Raw genomic sequence first — 18,655 nt, 5'->3', positions numbered from 1 at the left:
AACGATGGCAAACGAATTAACAATCACAGCGACGTCACTTCAGGAGATAGGCGTCGACGTCTCCACCTGGAGCGCGCTGAAGAATAGCATCTACCCTGGCGCCAAAGACGAATCGGTAATGATGGCGCTTGACTACTGCCGCGCACGCCAGCTGGATCCGTTGCTCAAACCTGTCCACCTCGTTCCGATGTACGTCAAAGACTCGAAAACAGGTAAAGGCGACTGGCGCGACGTGGTCATGCCGGGCATCGGGCTTTACCGCATTCAGGCGGACCGCTCAGGTGATTATGCCGGTGCCCGCGAACCAGAGTTCGGTCCAGACACGACGCAGACGCTTTCTGGTGTCGAGGTCACATTCCCTCAGTGGTGCAAATACACCGTCTACAAGCGCATGCCTAGCGGAGAGATCGTCGAGTTCAGCGCCAAAGAATACTGGATTGAAAACTACGCCACCGGCGGACGCGACACCACGGCGCCGAACGCGATGTGGAAAAAGCGCCCATACGGCCAGCTGGCTAAATGCGCAGAAGCCCAGGCGTTGCGTAAGGCATGGCCTGAGATTGGACAGCAGCCTACCGCCGAAGAAATGGAAGGCAAATCACTGGACGTTGATATCCGTGACGTCACGCCCCGCAGCACCACAGAAGCGCTTCCACCAGCCGCAAGCGAAGAAACCATCCAGTCCATTACCAATCTTTTGAAAGAGCTTGGTAAGGACATGGAGCAAGACTTTCTTCCTCTTTGCAGCGACATCTTCAAGCGGCAAATCCTTGAGGCGTCAGAACTCACTGAAGAAGAGGCGCAGAAAGGGTATGGCTTCCTTCAGAAAAGAGCTAAGGCGGCAGCATGACACCAGAAATTATCCTGGCCCGGACCGGTATTGACGTAACAACCATCCAACAGGGCGATGAGGCGTGGCACCGGCTGCGCCTCGGCGTCATCACCGCCTCCGAAGTGCATAACGTCATCGCAAAGCCAAGATCTGGGAAGAAGTGGACAGACATGAAAATGTCCTACTTCCACACGCTGCTCGCCGAGGTATGCACCGGCGTCGCGCCAGAGGTTAACGCCAAGGCGCTGGCCTGGGGCAAGCAGTACGAGGAAGACGCCCGCACCCTCTTCGAGTTCACCACGGACGTGAAAGTCACGGAGTCTCCGATCCTGTTCCGTGACGAGAGCATGCGCACCGCGTGCTCCCCTGACGGCCTGTGCAGTAACGGATTCGGTCTTGAGCTTAAATGCCCTTTCACCTCTCGCGACTTCATGAAATTCCGCCTTGGGGGTTTTGAAGCCATCAAGTCTGCGTACATGGCCCAGGTGCAGTACAGCATGTGGGTTACCGGAAAAGACGCCTGGTTCTTTGCAAACTACGACCCGCGCATGAAACGCGAAGGTATTCACCACGTCGTCGTTGAGCGGGATCCACAGTACATGACCGATTTCAACGAAATGGTGCCGGAGTTCATCGAGAACATGGACGAGGCGCTGGCGGAAATCGGCTTCACGTTCGGGGAGCAGTGGAAATGAAACGCACACCCTTCTACCGCAGGCCCGGGCGCACCGGGCAATTCTCCGGCCTCCGAGAGCGCGTTATCTGGATGATTCAGACGCGCGGTCGCCCGGTCACCGGCAGCGAAATCGCCGAGAAGTTTGGCGTATCGCTCATTGAGTTTAACCGGGTCGCCAACGGCATTACCCGCGGCTCAGGACAGATAGCGCAGATCGTTGAGTCGGGAAAATGGGTCAACGAGGACGGCATCTGCGACCGGGCATTCGACCTGGTCACGAAGCCAAAGGTCGTAACGCCGCAGGGCAAATCGCGGCTGTTCACCCGGCGCGCCATAGAGCAGTCGCAGGAAGGTAGACGGCAGGAATGCATTGAACGTGCCGCCCGCCGCCGCCGCCTGATTGCTCAGGGCCTCTACATCGACGAAATGGAGTCCATCCTATGACTCACGCTCACGACGACATCAGGGTTGGCACGCTGTGCCTTCCCTTCATTGGTAACGGCTGGCTAATGCCATGGGGTGAAGTGGTCAGCAATCCATTAAAGGCGCAGCGGCTCGCTGAGGAATATCGGGAAAGGCAGGAGGCGGCATGAAATACGGAAGCGTGTGCAGCGGCATCGAAGCTGCCAGTAAAGCGTGGGAACCTCTCGGCTGGAAACCTGCCTGGTTCTCTGAAATCGAACCATTCCCTTCCGCAGTCCTCGCCCATCACTGGCCGGAAGTAACCAACCTCGGCGACATGACCAAAATCGCCGATGCGGTGCGCGCTGGTGATGTCGAAGCGCCTGATGTTCTGGTCGGCGGTACGCCTTGCCAGGCATTCAGCATCGCCGGTTTACGTGAAGGCCTGTCTGATGACCGCGGGCAGTTAACCCTCTCTTACGTGGAATTAGCCAATGCAATCGACGCAAAGCGCCGCGAACGCGGTGAGCCAGAAGCAATCATCGTCTGGGAAAACGTCCCCGGCGTGCTCAGCAGCAAAGACAATGCCTTCGGGTGCTTTCTGGCAGGACTTGCCGGAGAAAGCAGTGAATTGCAACCAGCAGGGGGAAAATGGACGCACGCAGGTTGTGTGTCTGGACCAGAAAGGGTTATTGCCTGGCGCGTCCTTGATGCTCAATTTTTCGGAGTGGCCCAACGACGCCGCCGTGTGTTCGTTGTCGCAAGTGCTCGAAAAGGATTCGATCCCTCAGCGGTACTTTTTGAGCTCGACAGCGTGCGCCGGGATTCTGCGCCGCGCCGAGAAACGCAAAAGGCTGTTGCCGCACTTACTGCAAGAGGCGTTGGAACGTGTGGCGCAGACGACAACCAGGCACAAGCTGGACATCTGATTGCTTTTGGCGGTGGCAATACCGCCGGCCATATTGATGTGGCAACCTCCTGCACCGCGCATGGGATCAGGTTGGATTTTGATACTGAGACTTTCGCAGTGCACGGCACGCAGGATCCTGACACCAACCGAGAACTGGCGCACACTCTTGGACGCAACAACGGACAGGAAAACGCGATAGTTACTGAACCATTCACATTGGCAATCCGTGGGCGATCAGAAGGAAGTACGGTCGAAGTGAGAAATGACGGCACAGCCAACGCGCTGTTGACGCCGAATGGCGGCCGTGCAGGCATGGGTGTAGGGGCTATCGGGTGGGGTATGCAGGTTCGCCGCCTAACACCGATTGAGTGCGAGCGCCTTCAGGGCTTTCCTGATAATCACACTCTGATCGGCTGGCGCGGAAAGGATGCTGATGAATGCCCGGACGGGCCACGCTATAAAGCCATCGGCAATAGCATGGCGGTGCCGGTTATGCGCTGGATTGGTGAGCGCATCGCCGCAGCGCTGCCAGCAGAGAAGTTGAATGGTGGTTATGGCGGAAGTAAAACACCGCTCGACCAGCGCGACCTCTGGCGCACTCCACCAGCCCTCTTCGCTTCCCTTGATGCTGAGTTCTGCTTCCAGCTTGATGCCGCCGCAGCGCCGCATAACGCTCTGTGCAGGAAGTTCATCACCGCCGAGCAGAACACTCTGGAAACGCCATGGGCTGATTACCTGAATGTGCCTGGCTACGTCTGGCTGAACCCGCCATACAGCGACATCATGCCGTTCGTTAAGAAGGCCGCTGCCGAGAGCGCCAATCAGATCGGCACGGTCATGCTGGTTCCGGCAGACACTTCGGTTGGCTGGTTCAAAGAGGCGATCCAGACCGCCAGTGAGGTTCGCTTTATCACTGCCGGGCGGCTCGCATTTATCAACCCGGTCACCGGTAAGCCAGTCAGCGGCAACAATAAAGGGTCGATGCTCATCATCTGGCGACCGTATCCGCGTACACACTGCCACTTTGCAACTGTGGACCGGGACGAGCTTATGGCTTTCGGGACGAAACTTCTCGCCCGCCGGGAGGCCGCATGACGCCAGAAAAAGACAACGCCATCCGCGCAGCTTGCCGCCGCTGCACCGAGGAAATCCAGCAGGCCATGCGCAAGAAGCCAAAGCCTAACTGGAACGAAACGGTGCCTCCCATCATCAACAAGCATCACAAGAAAATAGAAGCTCTGGGAGTTAGCCTCCTGGAGTTCGTCGTATACACAGGTCGGCTTAATCGCCGCTTCGGAGTTGATTCGTGAAGGTTGAAAAAAGCGATGTTCTGGCGTTTACCATTTCAGATGTTGAACGCCTCGACCCGGTAAGGGTGATGATTGAAAACTATGAGCCCGGTAAGGGGCGCATCACCATCACCTGCTTCGGTAAGGCCTGGACCGGTGCCTGGTTTGCTATGGGCGGTGATACCGTGCAGGACTTCATTAAGCGCGTCAGCAATGAGTACCTTATAGGCTATTTCGACCCGCAACTGCAAAGCACGGTGGATGATGACAACGACGCCAACCTTGAATTCGTCAAAGGTGAGATCATCAAGCTCCGGCGCCAGCAGGAAATCGATGCTGATGATGCCAGGGAAATGTGGGAGGAGGCAGAGGGTGCTGAGGATGTGAAGGCTAACTGTTGCGATTGCCGAGTCGGTGAGAAGTTGCTGGAACTACTTGGTGATGATCCGTGGTATGCCAAATGGCCGGCAGTGCCAAATCACAATTATCAATACCTTGAACGCATCATCGACGCAGTGCGCGGCGGGATCATAGAACTGGAGCGTGCCGCATGAATAGAGCCTCGCCCGTTGATTTGAGGAAAAGCCTCGAAATCGCCAATAACCTTGCGCATATCGGGATTCGCTTCGTGCCGATTCCGGTGGCGTCTGAGGAAGATTTCCAGACACTGGCCGCCGAGCTATCTCGACGGCTTGAGCAGATGGCAGTCGAAGCAGAGAAGAATGAAGGCGGTGCAGCATGACCAAATACGCGAAGCTTGATAGCGAGGTGTTAAGCGCTATCGGCGCTCAGCCAACCTCGTTTTCGAAGATATTTAGCCCTTCCGTCAGGCAGGAGTGCCTCGTCATTGCTGAAGCAGAAGGAAAGCACCCGATGGACGTCTTCCGCATCCTTGACCGCCGGCTCCAGTCGCTCAGGAAGCTTGGTGTCATCCAGCACGTTAAAGGCAAGGGGTGGATTCAGCCATGAAATCAATAATCGTCAGGTCGCTAAAGCGGCCTTTTTTATTGCTGGCATTCACATTCAACAGAATTAACCGACAGTTCCGGGAGCATTGACCATGGACATCATCGATACCGCAGCAGAGATTGAAGAGCTTCAGCGTAACGCTGCCCTTTCCGCTCACCGAGTGAACCGTAACGACGTATCAGCTGAGCGTTGTGAAGAATGCGACGAACCAATTCCCGAGCCGCGGCGCGCTGCCGTTCCCGGCTGCCAGACGTGCGCGGAGTGTCAGAGCGTCATCGAATTGAGGAACAAGCAGAGGGGGATCCAGTGAAAGAGCACGGAATGATTTTTAACGGCGAGATGGTGCGCGCCATCCTCGACGGGCGGAAGACGCAGACGCGGCGGGTCATGAAAGTTCAGCCGTCTGATGGCTTCCACCCAACGCATAACGGTTACGATCTGGATTTAAACGCACACTGGTACACGCCTGGCGTGGTCGATAAAAACGGATACTTGCAGCCTGCAAAGAAAGATGTATTTGGCGTTGCCGATGAGAATGAAGGCTACGCCTGTCCGTTCGGTGCCGTCGGCGATCGCATCTGGGTGCGTGAAACATTCAGCCCGGTTCCTGATCATGAAGAGCCTGCTGGTTGTTCAGCCATTCTTTACGCAGCTGACGGAAACGGTCCGTATGGTAAATGGGTTCCTTCGATTCACATGCCGCGCTGGGCCAGCCGCATCACGTTGGAGATAACCGGGGTGCGGGTAGAGAGGTTAAACAGCATAAGCGATTCTGATGCATCGAAAGAAGGTTGCTGTATTGCTGATATGGAAAGTGGTGACTGCCTAAGCGATGTATTTGCTCGCCTCTGGACATCTATTTACGGCGATGAAAGTTGGAAGGTCAACCCTTGGGTCTGGGTAATCGAATTTAAGGTGGTGCCCAATGTTCAGGATAATCCAGCCTAATACCTGGTAAGCCGACATGTTCGGTGAGCCATGCAAAATCCTCCGCGCTACCCACGAAGTAATCCACTACATCCGCAACGGTCGCACCTGCATCGCCAGCATAGGTCGCTTTCAGCATGAATTCGAGCCGCTGACCAAAGCACAGGCTGAGCGGATCGCAGAAGAAATCGAAACAGCAGAACACCTGAAGAAACTGCGCGCCCAGCGTGCAGCATGAGGAGAGAGCGTGAAACCTTACGAATCGAAGAAATCGCAGTTCACCAGAAACCTGATCCGGCGGCGCCACGCTGAATGGTCAGAAAAGACCTTCGGCAATGTCGGTCCCATCGGACCTCTGAAGCACCTTTCGAAAGAGGCACTGGAAGCTGCTGCCGATCCTGCCGACCTAAGTGAATGGGCTGATATGCAGTTCCTGCTATGGGACGCGCAGCGGCGCGCCGGTATCACCGATGAGCAAATCACCGCGGCGCTGGAAGAAAAGCTAAAGGTGAATATGGCTCGCCAGTGGCCGGAGCCGAAAGACGGCGAGCCGCGCCTCCACATCAAACCATGACGCAACTGATAGCCAGTTATGAGCTGGCTATTGGGTGCGAAAGCACTGCAACGTCATCCCTTTTGCCCGGCCCCGCGCCGGGCTCTTTTTTTGCCTGGAGACACCCATGAGCGAAATGACCTTAATCGTGCCCAATGACTGGGTAACCGAAGAAAAGCTCGTCGAGATTACCGGCCTTCGCCCGGGCACTATCGAGCGGGCCCGCAAAAAATGCTGGATGGTAGGACGGGAATACCTTCACGTCTCACCGGACGGCGTGCCGAAGAAAAACAGCGAATGCATGTACAACCGAAAGGCTGTCGACCAGTGGGTGGAGAGCATGTCAAAGAAACAGCCGGGTGCGCGCCAATGAAGATCCGTTTATGCTTAGCGGGCTCTTGGACGTCAGGAGGGAATAATGGCTAAGTCAGCATACCCAACAGGCGTGGAGAACCATGGCGGTACGCTCCGCATATGGTTCATCTATAAAGGCAGCCGGGTGCGTGAAAGCCTCGGCGTGCCGGATACACCAAAAAACAGAAAAGTAGCTGGCGAGTTGCGGGCGTCGGTGTGCTTTTCGATTAAGACCGGCAACTTCAACTATGCCGCCCAGTTCCCGGACTCACCGAACCTGAAGAAATTTGGGGTTGAGAGCAAGGAGATAACCGTTCTCGAACTGGCAAATAAATGGCTGGATCTGAAGCGCATGGAGATCAGCACCAACGCGATGTCACGCTATGCATCTATAGCGCGCAACATGGTGCCCAGGATTGGTGGCGACAGGCTGGTATCTGCGGTAACGCAGGAAGACCTGCTGTTTATCAGGAAGGAATTGCTGACCGGTTATCACACTCTGAAGGCCGGGCAAAAAACTCCGGTTAAAGGCCGCTCCGTCAGAACGGTCAACAACTACATGAAGACCATGGGCGGGATGTTTAAGTTTGCCGCTGATAGCGGTTATGTACGGGTGAATCCGTTCACCGGGATCGCCATGCTTAAGCGGTCACGATGCGAGCCTGACCCGCTGACGCGCGATGAGTTTGTCAGGTTGATTAACGCCTGCGCCCACCAGCAACTGAAAAACATGTGGTCTCTTGCCGTCTACACCGGTGTGCGCCACGGAGAACTTGTGTCGCTGGCCTGGGAAGATATCGACCTGAAAGCGGGTACGATGATGATCCGCCGGAACCACACGTTAACGAAGGAGTTCACCCTTCCGAAAACAGAGGCCGGAACGGACCGTATCATCAACCTCATTCAGCCAGCGATCGACGTGCTGAAGAGCCAGGCCGAGTTAACACGCCTGGGTAAGCAGTATCAGGTTGAAGTGAAACTCCGCGAGTATGGCCGTACCGATGTGCATCCGTGCACGTTCGTGTTCAACCCGCAGATCGCTTCGCGTAACAGCCGTGCCGGGCATCATTACGCTGTGGGGTCGATCAACCAGTCATGGGAGGCAGCAATGCGGCGCGCCGGGATTCGCTATCGCAGAGCATACCAGTCCCGACACACGTATGCATGCTGGTCGTTGGCTGCCGGTGCTAACCCGAACTTCATCGCGAAGCAAATGGGCCACACCGACGCGCAAATGGTTTACCGGGTGTACGGATCCTGGATGGCTGAAAATAACCAGGACCAGGTACTCATCCTCAACCAGAAATTGAGTGAGTTTGCCCCATCCATGCCCCACGCCGTGGGATCGGATGGTTATTAATTATAAATATCATTAGGTTAGATAACCTAAACTTGCATGCCCATCACTTCCTGGTATGCCGACACCAGCTTGTTACGCACCTGCAACCCCATCTGCAATGACACCGACGCTTTTTGCAGATCGGCCATCACATCGTTGAGCGCCACGCCGGGTTCGCCAAGGGTAAATCTCTCAGCCTGGGTACGGGCCGCGTTTTGCTTGTCGCTGATCCGGTCCAGCGCCGCATGCAGTTGACCGGCGAAGCTAACGCCCGGCGGCTGGTCAGCCACGCTCTGATTACGGGCGGTCATCGCCGTTGCCTGTAACTGACTGAGTACCCCTTCAATGCCCTGTATAGCCATGACTCTCCCCTGGATGGTTTTTTACGAGGTCAAGACTAACAGCTTGTCAATAAGATAATGGCGGTAAATAGCGTTAAAAAACCAGGTTATTTGACGCATAGAAAATCCCGAATCATCAAATAATGGCAGGGCCATCAGTATGGAACTTTTGTCGTGTTTGCCGACCCGGGAGTCAGTTTTGTTTCTCTACACGAATAACGTAAACCACCAGGATTTAAGAGGTGCGCAATGAGTGCGACAGCAGCATCGACAGCGCCACAGAATAAATCACTCGAGTGGATGAACCGCCTTCGCGCCAACCCTAAGATCCCGTTGATTGTGGCAGGCGCTGCCGCCATTGCGATCGTTGTCGCGATGGTCTTATGGGCAAAAAGCCCGGATTACCGCACGCTCTACAGCAACCTTTCTGACCAGGATGGCGGTGCCATCGTCACCCAGTTAACCCAGATGAACATCCCGTATCGCTTTGCCGATAACGGTGGTGCGCTTGAAGTACCGGCAGATAAAGTGCACGAGCTTCGCCTGCGTCTCGCCCAGCAGGGGCTGCCAAAAGGCGGCGCGGTTGGTTTTGAGCTGCTGGATCAGGAAAAATTCGGCATCAGTCAGTTCAGCGAGCAGGTTAACTATCAGCGCGCACTGGAAGGTGAGCTGGCCCGTACGATTGAAACCTTAGGCCCGGTGAAAAGTGCCCGCGTGCACCTGGCGATGCCTAAGCCGTCCCTGTTTGTCCGTGAACAAAAGTCCCCTTCGGCCTCTGTGACCGTTAACCTCGAACCTGGCCGTGCGCTGGATGAAGGGCAGATCAGCGCCGTCACGCACCTGGTCTCCAGTGCGGTGGCCGGCCTGCCGCCGGGTAACGTTACGCTGGTGGATCAGAGTGGTCATCTGCTGACGCAGTCCAACACCGCCGGGCGCGATCTCAATGACGCCCAGCTGAAATACGCCGCGGATGTGGAAGGCCGTCTCCAGCGTCGCATCGAAGCGATTCTGGGCCCGGTGGTCGGCAGCAGCAACGTACACGCGCAGGTCACCGCGCAGATTGATTTCTCGAATAAAGAACAGACCGAAGAGCAGTACGCTCCGAACGGGGATGCCTCCCGCGCCGTGTTACGCTCGCGTCAGATCAATGAGACGGAACAGGTCGGCGGACAGTATCCTGGCGGTGTGCCGGGCGCGCTCTCTAACCAGCCTGCGCCTGCCAACGCCGCGCCAATCTCCACCCCGCCGGCAAACCCGCAGAACGGTCAGCAAACGAATCAGCAGACGACCTCGACCGCGAACAGTACCGGCCCGCGTAACAGCAGCCGTAACGAAACGACCAACTACGAAGTCGACCGGACTATCCGCCATACCAAACTGAACACGGGCGATATTCAGCGTCTCTCTGTTGCCGTGGTGGTGAACTACAAAACGCTGCCGGACAGTAAACCGCTGCCGCTCACGGCGGAGCAGATGAAGCAGATCGAAGATTTAACCCGCGAAGCGATGGGCTTCTCTGAAAAACGTGGCGATACCCTCAACGTTGTGAACTCACCGTTCAACCCGGTGGATGAGACCGGTGGCGAACTGCCGTTCTGGCAACAGCAGGCGTTCTTCGATCAGCTGATGTCCGCAGGCCGCTGGCTGCTGGTGCTGATTGTCGCGTGGCTGCTGTGGCGTAAGGGCGTTCGTCCTCAGCTACAGCGCCGTGCTGAAGCCGAGAAAGCCGCGCTGGAACAGAAGAACGCGCGTCCGGACGAGGAAGAAGCGGTTGAAGTTCGTCTCAGCAAAGATGAACAGATGCAGCAGCGCCGTGCTAACCAGCGTATGGGCGCAGAGGTGATGAGCCAGCGCATTCGCGAAATGTCAGATAACGATCCGCGCGTCGTCGCGCTGGTCATCCGCGGTTGGATGGGTAACGAACATGAGTAATACGCTTACAGGCACCGATAAGAGCGTCATCCTGCTGATGACCATTGGCGAAGATCGCGCGGCGGAAGTGTTTAAACATCTCTCCCAGCGAGAAGTGCAGATCCTCAGCGCGGCGATGGCCAACGTGCGCCAGATCTCCAACAAGCAGCTGACAGAAGTGCTGGCGGAGTTTGAGCAGGAAGCCGAGCAGTTTGCCGCGCTCAACGTCAACGCCAACGAATACCTGCGCTCCGTGCTGGTTAAGGCGCTGGGCGAAGAGCGCGCCGCCAGCCTGCTGGAAGATATTCTCGAAACGCGCGACACCGCCAGCGGGATCGAAACGCTCAACTTTATGGAGCCGCAAAGCGCCGCCGATCTTATTCGCGACGAGCACCCGCAGATTATCGCCACCATTCTGGTCCACCTCAAACGGGGTCAGGCAGCCGATATTCTGGCGCTGTTTGACGAGCGCCTGCGCCACGACGTGATGCTGCGTATCGCCACCTTCGGCGGCGTCCAGCCAGCCGCGCTGGCGGAGCTGACCGAAGTGCTGAACAACCTGCTCGACGGCCAGAACCTCAAGCGCAGCAAAATGGGTGGCGTGAGAACGGCAGCGGAAATCATCAACCTGATGAAAACGCAGCAGGAAGAGGCGGTTATTACGGCGGTACGCGAGTTCGACGGCGAGCTGGCGCAGAAAATTATCGACGAGATGTTCCTGTTCGAAAACCTGGTCGAAGTGGACGATCGCAGCATCCAGCGCCTGCTCCAGGAGGTGGACTCCGAATCGCTGCTTATCGCCCTCAAAGGCGCCGAGCAGCCGCTGCGCGAGAAATTCCTGCGCAACATGTCCCAGCGTGCGGCCGATATCCTGCGCGACGACCTGGCCAACCGTGGCCCGGTGCGTTTGTCTCAGGTGGAAAACGAACAGAAGGCGATCCTGCTTATTGTTCGTCGTCTGGCAGAAACCGGCGAGATGGTGATTGGCAGCGGAGACGACACCTATGTCTGATGAACTGTCGTGGAAGCGCTGGACGCCTGACGACCTCTCCCCTCCCACCGCAGAGTTCACCCCTGCCGTTGTGTCGTCCGACGAGGGCGACGCCGGGGCGGGCATCCCCGAGCTGAGTGAAGAGGAACAACGCGCCCAGATGCTGGCCCAGATGCAAATGCAGGCGCACGAGCAGGGCTTCAACGCCGGGATGAACGAAGGCCGTCAGACCGGGCACGCACAGGGCTATCAGGAAGGGCTGGCGAAAGGTTTAGAACAGGGCATCGAGCAGGCGCGCCAGCAGCAGGCGCCGCTGCATGCCCGCATGCAGCAACTGGTGAGCGAGTTTCAGCACACGCTGGATGCGCTCGACAGCGTGATTGCTTCGCGCCTGATGCAGATGGCGCTGGAGGCGGCCCGTCAGGTGATCGGCCAGACGCCGGTAGTGGATAACGCCGCGCTGATTAAGCAGATCCAGGGGCTGCTCCAGCAGGAGCCGCTGTTCAGCGGCAAACCGCAGCTGCGCGTTCATCCTGATGATTTGCAGCGCGTGGAAGAGAGCCTCGGCGCGACGCTGAGCCTGCACGGCTGGCGGCTGCGCGGCGATCCGTCGCTCCATCACGGAGGCTGTAAGGTCTCGGCGGATGAGGGCGATCTGGATGCCAGCGTCGCGACCCGCTGGCAGGAACTGTGCCGCCTGGCGGCACCGGGAGTCATCTGATGACCGCTCGCCTTACGCGCTGGCTTAACACGCTCGATAATTTTGAAACGAAGATGGCGCAGCTGCCATCCGTTCGTCGTTATGGACGCCTGACGCGCGCCACCGGTCTGGTCCTGGAAGCCACTGGGCTGCAACTTCCGCTCGGCGCCACCTGCGTGATTGAGCGTCAGGACGGGGGGGAGACGCGTGAAGTGGAAAGCGAAGTGGTCGGGTTCAACGGTCAGCGCCTGTTTCTGATGCCCCTTGAAGAAGTGGAAGGGATTTTGCCCGGCGCCCGCGTCTACGCGAAAAACATCAGCGGTGACGGCCTGCAAAGCGGCAAACAGCTCCCGCTCGGTCCGGCGCTGCTGGGCCGCGTGCTGGACGGAAGCGGCAAACCGCTCGATGGCCTGCCCTCCCCTGATACCACCGAAACCGGCGCGCTGATCACCCAACCCTTCAACCCGCTGCAACGCACGCCAATCGAGCACGTACTGGATACCGGCGTGCGGCCGATTAACGCCCTGCTCACCGTGGGACGCGGCCAGCGTATGGGGCTGTTTGCCGGCTCCGGCGTGGGTAAATCGGTCCTGCTCGGCATGATGGCGCGTTATACCCAGGCGGACGTTATCGTGGTTGGCCTGATTGGTGAGCGTGGTCGCGAAGTCAAAGATTTCATCGAAAACATTCTGGGTGCGGAGGGCCGCGCCCGCTCGGTGGTGATCGCCGCGCCTGCGGACGTGTCGCCGCTACTGCGTATGCAGGGTGCCGCCTACGCCACGCGTATTGCGGAAGATTTCCGCGACCGGGGCCAGCACGTGCTGCTGATTATGGACTCCCTGACCCGCTACGCGATGGCGCAGCGTGAGATTGCGCTGGCCATCGGCGAGCCGCCCGCGACCAAAGGCTACCCGCCGTCGGTCTTCGCCAAGCTCCCGGCGTTGGTTGAGCGCGCGGGGAACGGCATCAGCGGCGGAGGCTCCATCACCGCGTTCTATACGGTACTGACCGAAGGCGATGACCAGCAGGACCCGATTGCCGACTCCGCGCGAGCGATTCTCGACGGCCATATCGTGCTGTCGCGCCGTCTGGCCGAAGCCGGGCACTACCCGGCAATTGATATTGAAGCCTCGATCAGCCGTGCGATGACGGCCTTGATCACCGAGCAACACTACGCCCGCGTGCGTAACTTCAAACAACTGCTCTCCAGCTTCCAGCGCAACCGCGATCTGGTGAGCGTCGGGGCGTACGCCAAAGGCAGCGACCCGATGCTCGATAAAGCGATTGCCCTGTGGCCGCAGCTGGAGGCATTTCTGCAACAGGGTATTTTTGAACGCGCCGACTGGGAAGATTCCCTCCAGGCACTGGCGCTGATTTTCCCGCAGGTGTAACACAGGTGGAGGGCGAAGGTCATGGCGCAGAACAGTGCGTTATCAACGCTGAAAGATCTGGCTGAAAAAGAAGTTGATGATGCCGCATTGCAGCTTGGCGCAATGCGACGCGGGTGCCAGCAGGCTGAAGAACAGTTGAAGATGTTAATCGACTATCAGCATGAATATCGCACCAACCTTAACACCGACATGACGCAGGGCATTGGTAGCCAGCGCTGGATTAACTATCAGCAGTTTATCCAGACGCTGGAAAAGGCGATTGAGCAGCATCGCCAGCAGCTTAACCAGTGGACGCAAAAAGTCGATACCGCGCTGAATTTCTGGCGCGAGAAAAAACAGCGGTTGCAGGCCTGGCAAACCTTACAGGACCGGCAGATTGCAGCCTCGACCCTGGCGGAAAACCGTCTGGATCAGAAAAAAATGGATGAGTTTGCCCAGCGCGCATCAATGAGGAAACCAGAATGATCACACTGCAACAACTGCTGATGACCGACAGCGACCCGTCCGGCGGCACGCTGACCGGAAAAGGCGCTGAGGGCGCGCAAGATTTTCTCTCTCTGCTGGCGGGCGCGTTGACCGAGACCACCGGCAAAGGCAAAGATGCCCCGCTGACGCTGGCGGACCTAAAAGCGGCGGGCAGCAAGCTGTCGACAGCGGCAAAGGAAAAAAACGGTGATACCACGCTCCAGGCCAAAATCGCCGAACTGCTCTCCCGTCAGGAGACCCTGACTGGTGAAGATACCGCCGTCTCCCTGCAAAGCCTCGTCTCCGGCCTGAACCCCGCAGCGAATACGGATGCGCTGAAGACGCTGACCCAGCCGGAGGCGAAAACAAACAGCGAGACCACGACTGAAGAAGAGGAGCTGGCCGGGTTAAGCGCGCTGATGGCGATGTTACCGCACCAGCAGACCACCACCCCGGTAGCGACGCAGCCTGCGAGCACAGGGGAGATCGCCCCCCGAGCTGCCCTCCCCTCTGCGCTAGCCCAGACGGACAACGGCCAGCATCAGCCGCTTAGCCATGCGTTAACGGGTCAGGAAAAAATGCCTGTTCAGGACAGCGACACGTCGCTGCCCGCCACGGCAGCCGTTACGCCAGCCGTCGCCGCCGTCGCAGAGAAGCAGGACGTAGCGAGCGCGGCGTCGTCTGCCGCCAGCCCAACCGCGACGCTGGCGCCGATCGTCAGTCACCTGGCGCCTTCACAGCCTGCCGCTACCGTTGCGACAGCGCCGGTGTTAAGCCAGCCTCTGGGCACGCACGAATGGCAGCAGAATCTGAGCCAGCACATCACCCTGTTCACAAAGCAGGGACAGCAGACCGCAGAGCTGCGTCTGCACCCGGAGGATCTGGGTCAGGTGCAAATTTCGCTTAAGCTGGATGACAACCAGGCGCAGTTGCAGATGGTTTCGCCCCACAGCCACGTCCGCGCGGCGCTGGAAGCGGCCCTGCCGATCCTGCGCACGCAGCTTGCGGAAAACGGCATTCAGCTTTCCCAAAGCAGCGTCAGCAGCGAGGGCTTTGCCGGGCAACAGCAGTCCTCATCCGGGCAGCAACAGCACGCTTCGCGTTCCGGCCAGCATGGCGGGTTTAACGATGAGAGTGAAGAGTTATTGCCTGCCCCTGCCGCCCTGCAATCCGCCGCGCGCGGCAGCCGTGCCGTAGACATCTTTGCCTAAACGCCAGAGGTAACGTGATTATCCCCGTCTTTTCCACGCTTTGACCTAAGCCGGACACGGGATAATCACCGTATTAAGCTGTACCGAAACAGGAAGCTCGTATCAGATGACAGACTCCGCTATCACCAAAAAAAGCAAGCGTTCCATCTGGATCCCGCTGCTGGTGTTGATTACCCTCGCGGCCTGCGCCACCGCAGGCTACAGTTACTGGCGTATGCAGCAGGAACCCTCCAGCGCGGCCGCCAAAGCTGAAGCGCCGCCTCCACCGGCGCCGGTCTTCTACCCGCTGGATACGTTCACCGTGAACCTGGGCGATGCGGATCGCGTGCTTTACGTGGGTATTACGCTGCGTCTGAAAGATGAAGCGACCCGTGCACGCCTGAACGACTACCTGCCAGAAGTGCGTAGCCGTCTGCTGCTGCTGTTTTCTCGTCAGGATGCCTCCGCGCTCGCCACCGATGTGGGCAAGCAAAAGCTGGTCGATGCCATAAAACAGACGCTGGCGACCCCGCTGGTAAACGGCCAACCTAAGCAGGAAGTCACTGACGTTCTGTATACAGCCTTCATTCTGCGGTAACGACATGGGCGACAGTATTCTTTCTCAGGCAGAAATCGATGCGCTGCTCAACGGCGACAGCGATAAAAGTGACGAACCGAAACCGGGTCTGACCGGCGATGATAATATTCGTCCCTACGATCCCAATACCCAGCGTCGTGTGGTGCGCGAGCGTTTACAGGCGCTGGAGATCATCAACGAACGTTTCGCACGTCAATTCCGTATGGGGTTGTTTAACCTGCTGCGTCGTAGCCCGGATATCACCGTCGGTGCGATCCGCATTCAGCCGTATCATGAGTTTGCCCGCAACCTGCCGGTGCCAACCAACCTTAACCTGATCCATCTGAAACCGCTGCGCGGTACCGGCCTGGTTGTGTTCTCGCCAAGCCTGGTGTTCATCGCGGTGGATAACCTGTTCGGTGGCGATGGCCGTTTCCCGACCAAAGTGGAAGGCCGCGAGTTTACCCATACCGAACAGCGTGTGATTAACCGCATGCTGAAGCTGGCGCTGGAATCCTACAGCGACGCGTGGAAAGCGATTAACCCGCTGGAAGTGGAGTACGTGCGTTCCGAGATGCAGGTGAAGTTTACCAACATCACCACCTCCCCGAATGACATCGTCGTGAACACCCCGTTCCACGTCGAGATCGGCAACCTGACGGGCGAGTTCAACATCTGCCTGCCGTTCAGCATGATTGAACCGCTGCGCGAACTGCTGGTGAACCCGCCGCTGGAGAACTCACGTCACGAAGATCAGAACTGGCGTGAAAACCTGGTGCGTCAGGTGCAGCATTCGCAGCTGGAGCTGGTGGCCAACTTCGCCGACATCTCCATGCGGTTATCGCAGATCCTGAAATTACAACCCGGCGACGTTTTGCCGATAGATAAACCTGACCGCATTATTGCCCATGTGGATGGCGTACCCGTGCTGACAAGCCAGTACGGCACGATTAACGGCCAGTATGCGTTACGCGTTGAGCACTTGATCAACCCGATTTTGAATTCGCTGAATGAGGAACAGCCCAAATGAGTGACATGAACAATCCGTCCGATGAAAACAGCGGAGCACTGGACGATCTGTGGGCTGACGCGTTAAACGAGCAGAAAGCGACGCCGACGAAAAGCGCGGCAGACGCGGTCTTTCAGCAGTTAGGCGGCGGCGACGTCAGCGGCACGTTGCAGGACATCGACCTGATTATGGACATTCCGGTCAAGCTGACCGTTGAGCTGGGTCGCACCCGCATGACCATTAAAGAGCTGCTGCGCCTGACGCAGGGTTCCGTGGTGGCGCTTGACGGTTTAGCGGGTGAGCCGCTGGATATTCTGATCAACGGCTACCTGATTGCACAGGGCGAAGTAGTGGTGGTGGCCGATAAATACGGCGTACGTATCACCGACATCATTACCCCTTCCGAACGCATGCGTCGTCTGAGTCGTTAAGTATGAAAACCCAGGCAACACTGTCCGCGCCCTCCGCCGTACCCGGCTCACCGCTGCTCCAGGTGAGCGGCGCGCTGTTCGGTATTATTGCCTTTATCCTTATCGCCGCCTGGCTGGCAAAGCGTTTCGGTCTGGCGGGGAAAACGGCCGGTACCCGCGGGTTGAAGGTCAGCGCCAGCACCCCGCTAGGACCGCGCGAGCGCGTGGTCATTGTGGAGGTGGAAGATGCACGACTGGTGCTGGGCGTGACCGCCTCCAGCATTAACGTCCTTCACACGCTCCCCCCTGCGCCTGTCACGGTGGAGGCTAACGCCCAGGCCCCTGCGGATTTCCAGTCCGTAATGAAGAGTTTGCTCAAGCGTCCCGGGAGATCCTGATGCGCCGTTTGTTATTCCTTACGCTGACAGGCCTGGGTCTGTTCGCGCCCTCTGTGTATGCGCAACTGCCGGGGCTGGTTTCCACGCCGCTGGCGAACGGGGGGCAAAGCTGGTCCCTGTCCGTGCAGACGCTGGTATTCATCACCTCGCTGACCTTTATCCCGGCGATCCTGCTAATGATGACCAGCTTCACCCGCATTATCATTGTGTTTGGCCTGCTGCGCAACGCGCTCGGCACGCCGTCCGCGCCGCCCAATCAGGTGCTGCTGGGTTTAGCCCTGTTCCTGACCTTTTTCATTATGTCGCCGGTGATCGACAAGATTTACACCGAGGCCTACCAGCCGTTCAGCGAAGATAAAATTTCCATGCAGGTTGCCCTGGAAAAGGGCGCGCAGCCATTACGTGAATTTATGCTTCGCCAGACGCGCGAAGCGGATCTGGCCCTGTTTGCCCGTCTCGCTAACACCGGTGAGTTACAGGGGCCGGAAGCGGTGCCGATGCGCATTCTGCTCCCGGCGTATGTGACCAGTGAGCTGAAAACGGCGTTCCAGATTGGCTTCACCATTTTCATTCCGTTCCTGATTATTGACCTGGTGATCGCCAGCGTCCTGATGGCGCTCGGGATGATGATGGTCCCGCCCGCAACCATTGCCCTGCCCTTTAAGATCATGCTGTTCGTGCTGGTCGACGGCTGGCAGCTGCTGGTCAGCTCGCTGGCGCAGAGTTTCTACAGTTGAGGAGCGCGCAATGACGCCTGAGTCGGTCATGATGATGGGCACGGAGGCGATGAAAGTCGCGATTGCCGTCGCCGCGCCCCTGCTGCTGGTTGCGCTGGTCACCGGTCTGATTATCAGTATTCTCCAGGCCGCCACGCAGATTAACGAAATGACCCTGTCGTTCATCCCGAAGATCATTGCCGTCTTCGTGGCGATTATCGTTGCCGGGCCATGGATGCTCAATTTGCTGCTGGACTATATGCGCAACCTGTTCACCAATCTGCCTTACATCATCGGCTGACGGA

Annotated in this window: 27 protein-coding genes and 2 pseudogenes; 28 read left to right on the top strand and 1 reads right to left on the bottom strand. The window is 57.9% G+C overall.

Translation table 11 applies throughout. The annotated features are described in order from the left end of the window. The first annotated feature begins 4 nt into the window (after nt 1-4). The 16 genes and pseudogenes from bet to SK62_RS07625 all read left to right on the top strand — a co-directional run bounded on the left by bet (nt 5) and on the right by SK62_RS07625 (nt 8,272). Entirely contained in the window at nt 5-850 is an 846-nt protein-coding gene (gene bet / locus SK62_RS07695; protein ID WP_045324626.1) for a phage recombination protein Bet, read from the top strand. After that, on the top strand, nt 847-1,527 hold the full coding sequence (locus SK62_RS07690; RefSeq protein ID WP_048249393.1) for a lambda exonuclease family protein: 681 nt from the start codon (nt 847-849) through the stop codon (nt 1,525-1,527). The genes bet and SK62_RS07690 overlap by 4 nt, the downstream gene beginning before the upstream one ends. Beyond that, a complete protein-coding gene (locus SK62_RS07685; RefSeq protein ID WP_048249391.1) occupies nt 1,524-1,952 on the top strand; it encodes a hypothetical protein in 429 nt (142 codons plus the stop codon). Before SK62_RS07690 ends, SK62_RS07685 begins: the two co-directional genes overlap by 4 nt. Further along, nucleotides 1,949-2,101 (top strand): DUF1317 family protein, encoded by a 153-nt coding sequence (locus tag SK62_RS07680; protein ID WP_006809793.1) that lies wholly within the window; start codon nt 1,949-1,951, stop codon nt 2,099-2,101. The genes SK62_RS07685 and SK62_RS07680 overlap by 4 nt, the downstream gene beginning before the upstream one ends. Beyond that, a pseudogene (locus tag SK62_RS07675) lies at nt 2,098-3,324 on the top strand (DNA cytosine methyltransferase); the annotation flags it as partial. The gene SK62_RS07680 and the pseudogene SK62_RS07675, both read left to right, overlap by 4 nt. Next, nucleotides 3,313-3,915 (top strand): phage N-6-adenine-methyltransferase, encoded by a 603-nt coding sequence (locus SK62_RS23145; protein WP_226869056.1) that lies wholly within the window; start codon nt 3,313-3,315, stop codon nt 3,913-3,915. The pseudogene SK62_RS07675 and the gene SK62_RS23145, both read left to right, overlap by 12 nt. Beyond that, entirely contained in the window at nt 3,912-4,130 is a 219-nt protein-coding gene (locus tag SK62_RS07670; RefSeq protein ID WP_048249390.1) for a hypothetical protein, read from the top strand. The genes SK62_RS23145 and SK62_RS07670 overlap by 4 nt, the downstream gene beginning before the upstream one ends. After that, a complete protein-coding gene (locus tag SK62_RS07665) occupies nt 4,127-4,663 on the top strand; it encodes a hypothetical protein (protein WP_045324636.1) in 537 nt (178 codons plus the stop codon). The genes SK62_RS07670 and SK62_RS07665 overlap by 4 nt, the downstream gene beginning before the upstream one ends. Continuing rightward, nucleotides 4,660-4,851: a DUF1382 family protein gene (locus SK62_RS07660; RefSeq protein ID WP_045324638.1), complete on the top strand. Its 192-nt coding sequence runs from the start codon at nt 4,660-4,662 to the stop codon at nt 4,849-4,851. The genes SK62_RS07665 and SK62_RS07660 overlap by 4 nt, the downstream gene beginning before the upstream one ends. Beyond that, nucleotides 4,848-5,078, top strand: a complete 231-nt coding sequence (locus tag SK62_RS07655) for a hypothetical protein (protein ID WP_032671011.1) — start codon at nt 4,848-4,850, stop codon at nt 5,076-5,078. The genes SK62_RS07660 and SK62_RS07655 overlap by 4 nt, the downstream gene beginning before the upstream one ends. Before the next feature lie 91 nt (nt 5,079-5,169). After that, nucleotides 5,170-5,388: a TraR/DksA family transcriptional regulator gene (locus SK62_RS07650; RefSeq protein ID WP_049108571.1), complete on the top strand. Its 219-nt coding sequence runs from the start codon at nt 5,170-5,172 to the stop codon at nt 5,386-5,388. Between the two features lie 11 nt (nt 5,389-5,399). Further along, nucleotides 5,400-6,026, top strand: a complete 627-nt coding sequence (locus tag SK62_RS07645) for an ASCH domain-containing protein (RefSeq protein ID WP_049108585.1) — start codon at nt 5,400-5,402, stop codon at nt 6,024-6,026. 16 nt (nt 6,027-6,042) lie between these two features. Further along, nucleotides 6,043-6,243 (top strand): DUF4222 domain-containing protein, encoded by a 201-nt coding sequence (locus tag SK62_RS07640; RefSeq protein ID WP_233172198.1) that lies wholly within the window; start codon nt 6,043-6,045, stop codon nt 6,241-6,243. A gap of 45 nt (nt 6,244-6,288) precedes the next feature. Further along, a pseudogene (locus SK62_RS07635) lies at nt 6,289-6,573 on the top strand (DUF550 domain-containing protein); the annotation flags it as partial. Nucleotides 6,574-6,685: 112 nt separating this feature from the next. Next, on the top strand, nt 6,686-6,931 hold the full coding sequence (locus SK62_RS07630; protein ID WP_014070846.1) for an excisionase family protein: 246 nt from the start codon (nt 6,686-6,688) through the stop codon (nt 6,929-6,931). Between the two features lie 45 nt (nt 6,932-6,976). Beyond that, entirely contained in the window at nt 6,977-8,272 is a 1,296-nt protein-coding gene (locus tag SK62_RS07625) for a tyrosine-type recombinase/integrase (protein ID WP_048249386.1), read from the top strand. A 26-nt stretch (nt 8,273-8,298) separates the two neighbouring features. Here SK62_RS07625 and fliE read toward each other — a convergent pair whose 3' ends face one another. After that, nucleotides 8,299-8,613 (bottom strand): flagellar hook-basal body complex protein FliE, encoded by a 315-nt coding sequence (gene fliE, locus SK62_RS07620; protein WP_003859612.1) that lies wholly within the window; start codon nt 8,611-8,613, stop codon nt 8,299-8,301. 228 nt (nt 8,614-8,841) lie between these two features. Between fliE and fliF the strand changes: the two genes are divergently transcribed. The 12 genes from fliF to fliQ all read left to right on the top strand — a co-directional run bounded on the left by fliF (nt 8,842) and on the right by fliQ (nt 18,651). Next, nucleotides 8,842-10,524 carry a flagellar basal-body MS-ring/collar protein FliF gene (fliF, locus tag SK62_RS07615; RefSeq protein WP_023303922.1) on the top strand — a complete coding sequence of 561 codons (1,683 nt, stop codon included), beginning with the start codon at nt 8,842-8,844 and terminating at the stop codon, nt 10,522-10,524. After that, entirely contained in the window at nt 10,517-11,515 is a 999-nt protein-coding gene (gene fliG / locus SK62_RS07610; protein ID WP_003859608.1) for a flagellar motor switch protein FliG, read from the top strand. Before fliF ends, fliG begins: the two co-directional genes overlap by 8 nt. Further along, the gene (fliH, locus tag SK62_RS07605; RefSeq protein ID WP_032619386.1) at nt 11,508-12,215 is read left to right on the top strand and encodes a flagellar assembly protein FliH; all 708 of its coding nucleotides are present in this window, start codon (nt 11,508-11,510) and stop codon (nt 12,213-12,215) included. Before fliG ends, fliH begins: the two co-directional genes overlap by 8 nt. After that, nucleotides 12,215-13,585, top strand: coding sequence for a flagellar protein export ATPase FliI (gene fliI / locus SK62_RS07600; RefSeq protein WP_048249384.1), 1,371 nt, complete (start codon nt 12,215-12,217; stop codon nt 13,583-13,585). Before fliH ends, fliI begins: the two co-directional genes overlap by 1 nt. A 21-nt stretch (nt 13,586-13,606) precedes the next feature. Beyond that, complete coding sequence (gene fliJ / locus SK62_RS07595; protein WP_006811155.1) at nt 13,607-14,050, top strand: flagellar export protein FliJ; 444 nt, start codon at nt 13,607-13,609, stop codon at nt 14,048-14,050. After that, a complete protein-coding gene (gene fliK / locus SK62_RS07590; protein WP_023303924.1) occupies nt 14,047-15,261 on the top strand; it encodes a flagellar hook length control protein FliK in 1,215 nt (404 codons plus the stop codon). Before fliJ ends, fliK begins: the two co-directional genes overlap by 4 nt. A gap of 106 nt (nt 15,262-15,367) precedes the next feature. After that, a complete protein-coding gene (fliL, locus tag SK62_RS07585) occupies nt 15,368-15,838 on the top strand; it encodes a flagellar basal body-associated protein FliL (RefSeq protein WP_003859598.1) in 471 nt (156 codons plus the stop codon). A 4-nt stretch (nt 15,839-15,842) separates the two neighbouring features. Further along, complete coding sequence (gene fliM / locus SK62_RS07580; RefSeq protein ID WP_003859594.1) at nt 15,843-16,847, top strand: flagellar motor switch protein FliM; 1,005 nt, start codon at nt 15,843-15,845, stop codon at nt 16,845-16,847. Then, a complete protein-coding gene (gene fliN, locus SK62_RS07575) occupies nt 16,844-17,257 on the top strand; it encodes a flagellar motor switch protein FliN (RefSeq protein ID WP_014884399.1) in 414 nt (137 codons plus the stop codon). The genes fliM and fliN overlap by 4 nt, the downstream gene beginning before the upstream one ends. A gap of 2 nt (nt 17,258-17,259) precedes the next feature. After that, nucleotides 17,260-17,634, top strand: coding sequence for a flagellar biosynthetic protein FliO (fliO, locus tag SK62_RS07570; protein ID WP_015572438.1), 375 nt, complete (start codon nt 17,260-17,262; stop codon nt 17,632-17,634). Next, the gene (gene fliP, locus SK62_RS07565; protein WP_015572437.1) at nt 17,634-18,371 is read left to right on the top strand and encodes a flagellar type III secretion system pore protein FliP; all 738 of its coding nucleotides are present in this window, start codon (nt 17,634-17,636) and stop codon (nt 18,369-18,371) included. The genes fliO and fliP overlap by 1 nt, the downstream gene beginning before the upstream one ends. A gap of 10 nt (nt 18,372-18,381) precedes the next feature. Beyond that, nucleotides 18,382-18,651 carry a flagellar biosynthesis protein FliQ gene (gene fliQ / locus SK62_RS07560; protein ID WP_003859587.1) on the top strand — a complete coding sequence of 90 codons (270 nt, stop codon included), beginning with the start codon at nt 18,382-18,384 and terminating at the stop codon, nt 18,649-18,651. The last annotated feature ends 4 nt before the right edge of the window (nt 18,652-18,655 follow it).

The sequence above is a fragment of the Enterobacter sp. BIDMC109 genome (genome assembly GCF_001037885.1).
GTDB classification, from domain to species: domain Bacteria; phylum Pseudomonadota; class Gammaproteobacteria; order Enterobacterales; family Enterobacteriaceae; genus Enterobacter; species Enterobacter hormaechei_C.
Note: the sequence above shows the minus strand (reverse complement) of the source record. Positions and strands in the feature narration are given on the sequence as shown.

What these genes read in the sequence shown, in the direction of transcription:
- SK62_RS07655 (WP_032671011.1), top strand. Translation starts at nt 4,848, where the DNA reads ATGACCAAATACGCGAAGCTTGATAGCGAGGTGTTAAGCGCTATCGGC.
- SK62_RS07630 (WP_014070846.1), top strand. Translation starts at nt 6,686, where the DNA reads ATGAGCGAAATGACCTTAATCGTGCCCAATGACTGGGTAACCGAAGAA.
- fliF (WP_023303922.1), top strand. Translation starts at nt 8,842, where the DNA reads ATGAGTGCGACAGCAGCATCGACAGCGCCACAGAATAAATCACTCGAG.
- fliO (WP_015572438.1), top strand. Translation starts at nt 17,260, where the DNA reads ATGAAAACCCAGGCAACACTGTCCGCGCCCTCCGCCGTACCCGGCTCA.
- SK62_RS23145 (WP_226869056.1), top strand. Translation starts at nt 3,313, where the DNA reads ATGCGCTGGATTGGTGAGCGCATCGCCGCAGCGCTGCCAGCAGAGAAG.
- SK62_RS07625 (WP_048249386.1), top strand. Translation starts at nt 6,977, where the DNA reads ATGGCTAAGTCAGCATACCCAACAGGCGTGGAGAACCATGGCGGTACG.
- fliM (WP_003859594.1), top strand. Translation starts at nt 15,843, where the DNA reads ATGGGCGACAGTATTCTTTCTCAGGCAGAAATCGATGCGCTGCTCAAC.
- fliQ (WP_003859587.1), top strand. Translation starts at nt 18,382, where the DNA reads ATGACGCCTGAGTCGGTCATGATGATGGGCACGGAGGCGATGAAAGTC.
- fliJ (WP_006811155.1), top strand. Translation starts at nt 13,607, where the DNA reads ATGGCGCAGAACAGTGCGTTATCAACGCTGAAAGATCTGGCTGAAAAA.
- SK62_RS07660 (WP_045324638.1), top strand. Translation starts at nt 4,660, where the DNA reads ATGAATAGAGCCTCGCCCGTTGATTTGAGGAAAAGCCTCGAAATCGCC.
- SK62_RS07685 (WP_048249391.1), top strand. Translation starts at nt 1,524, where the DNA reads ATGAAACGCACACCCTTCTACCGCAGGCCCGGGCGCACCGGGCAATTC.
- SK62_RS07640 (WP_233172198.1), top strand. Translation starts at nt 6,043, where the DNA reads ATGTTCGGTGAGCCATGCAAAATCCTCCGCGCTACCCACGAAGTAATC.
- SK62_RS07650 (WP_049108571.1), top strand. Translation starts at nt 5,170, where the DNA reads ATGGACATCATCGATACCGCAGCAGAGATTGAAGAGCTTCAGCGTAAC.
- fliG (WP_003859608.1), top strand. Translation starts at nt 10,517, where the DNA reads ATGAGTAATACGCTTACAGGCACCGATAAGAGCGTCATCCTGCTGATG.
- SK62_RS07690 (WP_048249393.1), top strand. Translation starts at nt 847, where the DNA reads ATGACACCAGAAATTATCCTGGCCCGGACCGGTATTGACGTAACAACC.
- fliI (WP_048249384.1), top strand. Translation starts at nt 12,215, where the DNA reads ATGACCGCTCGCCTTACGCGCTGGCTTAACACGCTCGATAATTTTGAA.
- bet (WP_045324626.1), top strand. Translation starts at nt 5, where the DNA reads ATGGCAAACGAATTAACAATCACAGCGACGTCACTTCAGGAGATAGGC.
- fliP (WP_015572437.1), top strand. Translation starts at nt 17,634, where the DNA reads ATGCGCCGTTTGTTATTCCTTACGCTGACAGGCCTGGGTCTGTTCGCG.
- SK62_RS07680 (WP_006809793.1), top strand. Translation starts at nt 1,949, where the DNA reads ATGACTCACGCTCACGACGACATCAGGGTTGGCACGCTGTGCCTTCCC.
- SK62_RS07645 (WP_049108585.1), top strand. Translation starts at nt 5,400, where the DNA reads ATGATTTTTAACGGCGAGATGGTGCGCGCCATCCTCGACGGGCGGAAG.
- fliE (WP_003859612.1), bottom strand. Translation starts at nt 8,613, where the DNA reads ATGGCTATACAGGGCATTGAAGGGGTACTCAGTCAGTTACAGGCAACG.
- SK62_RS07670 (WP_048249390.1), top strand. Translation starts at nt 3,912, where the DNA reads ATGACGCCAGAAAAAGACAACGCCATCCGCGCAGCTTGCCGCCGCTGC.
- fliL (WP_003859598.1), top strand. Translation starts at nt 15,368, where the DNA reads ATGACAGACTCCGCTATCACCAAAAAAAGCAAGCGTTCCATCTGGATC.
- fliK (WP_023303924.1), top strand. Translation starts at nt 14,047, where the DNA reads ATGATCACACTGCAACAACTGCTGATGACCGACAGCGACCCGTCCGGC.
- fliN (WP_014884399.1), top strand. Translation starts at nt 16,844, where the DNA reads ATGAGTGACATGAACAATCCGTCCGATGAAAACAGCGGAGCACTGGAC.
- fliH (WP_032619386.1), top strand. Translation starts at nt 11,508, where the DNA reads ATGTCTGATGAACTGTCGTGGAAGCGCTGGACGCCTGACGACCTCTCC.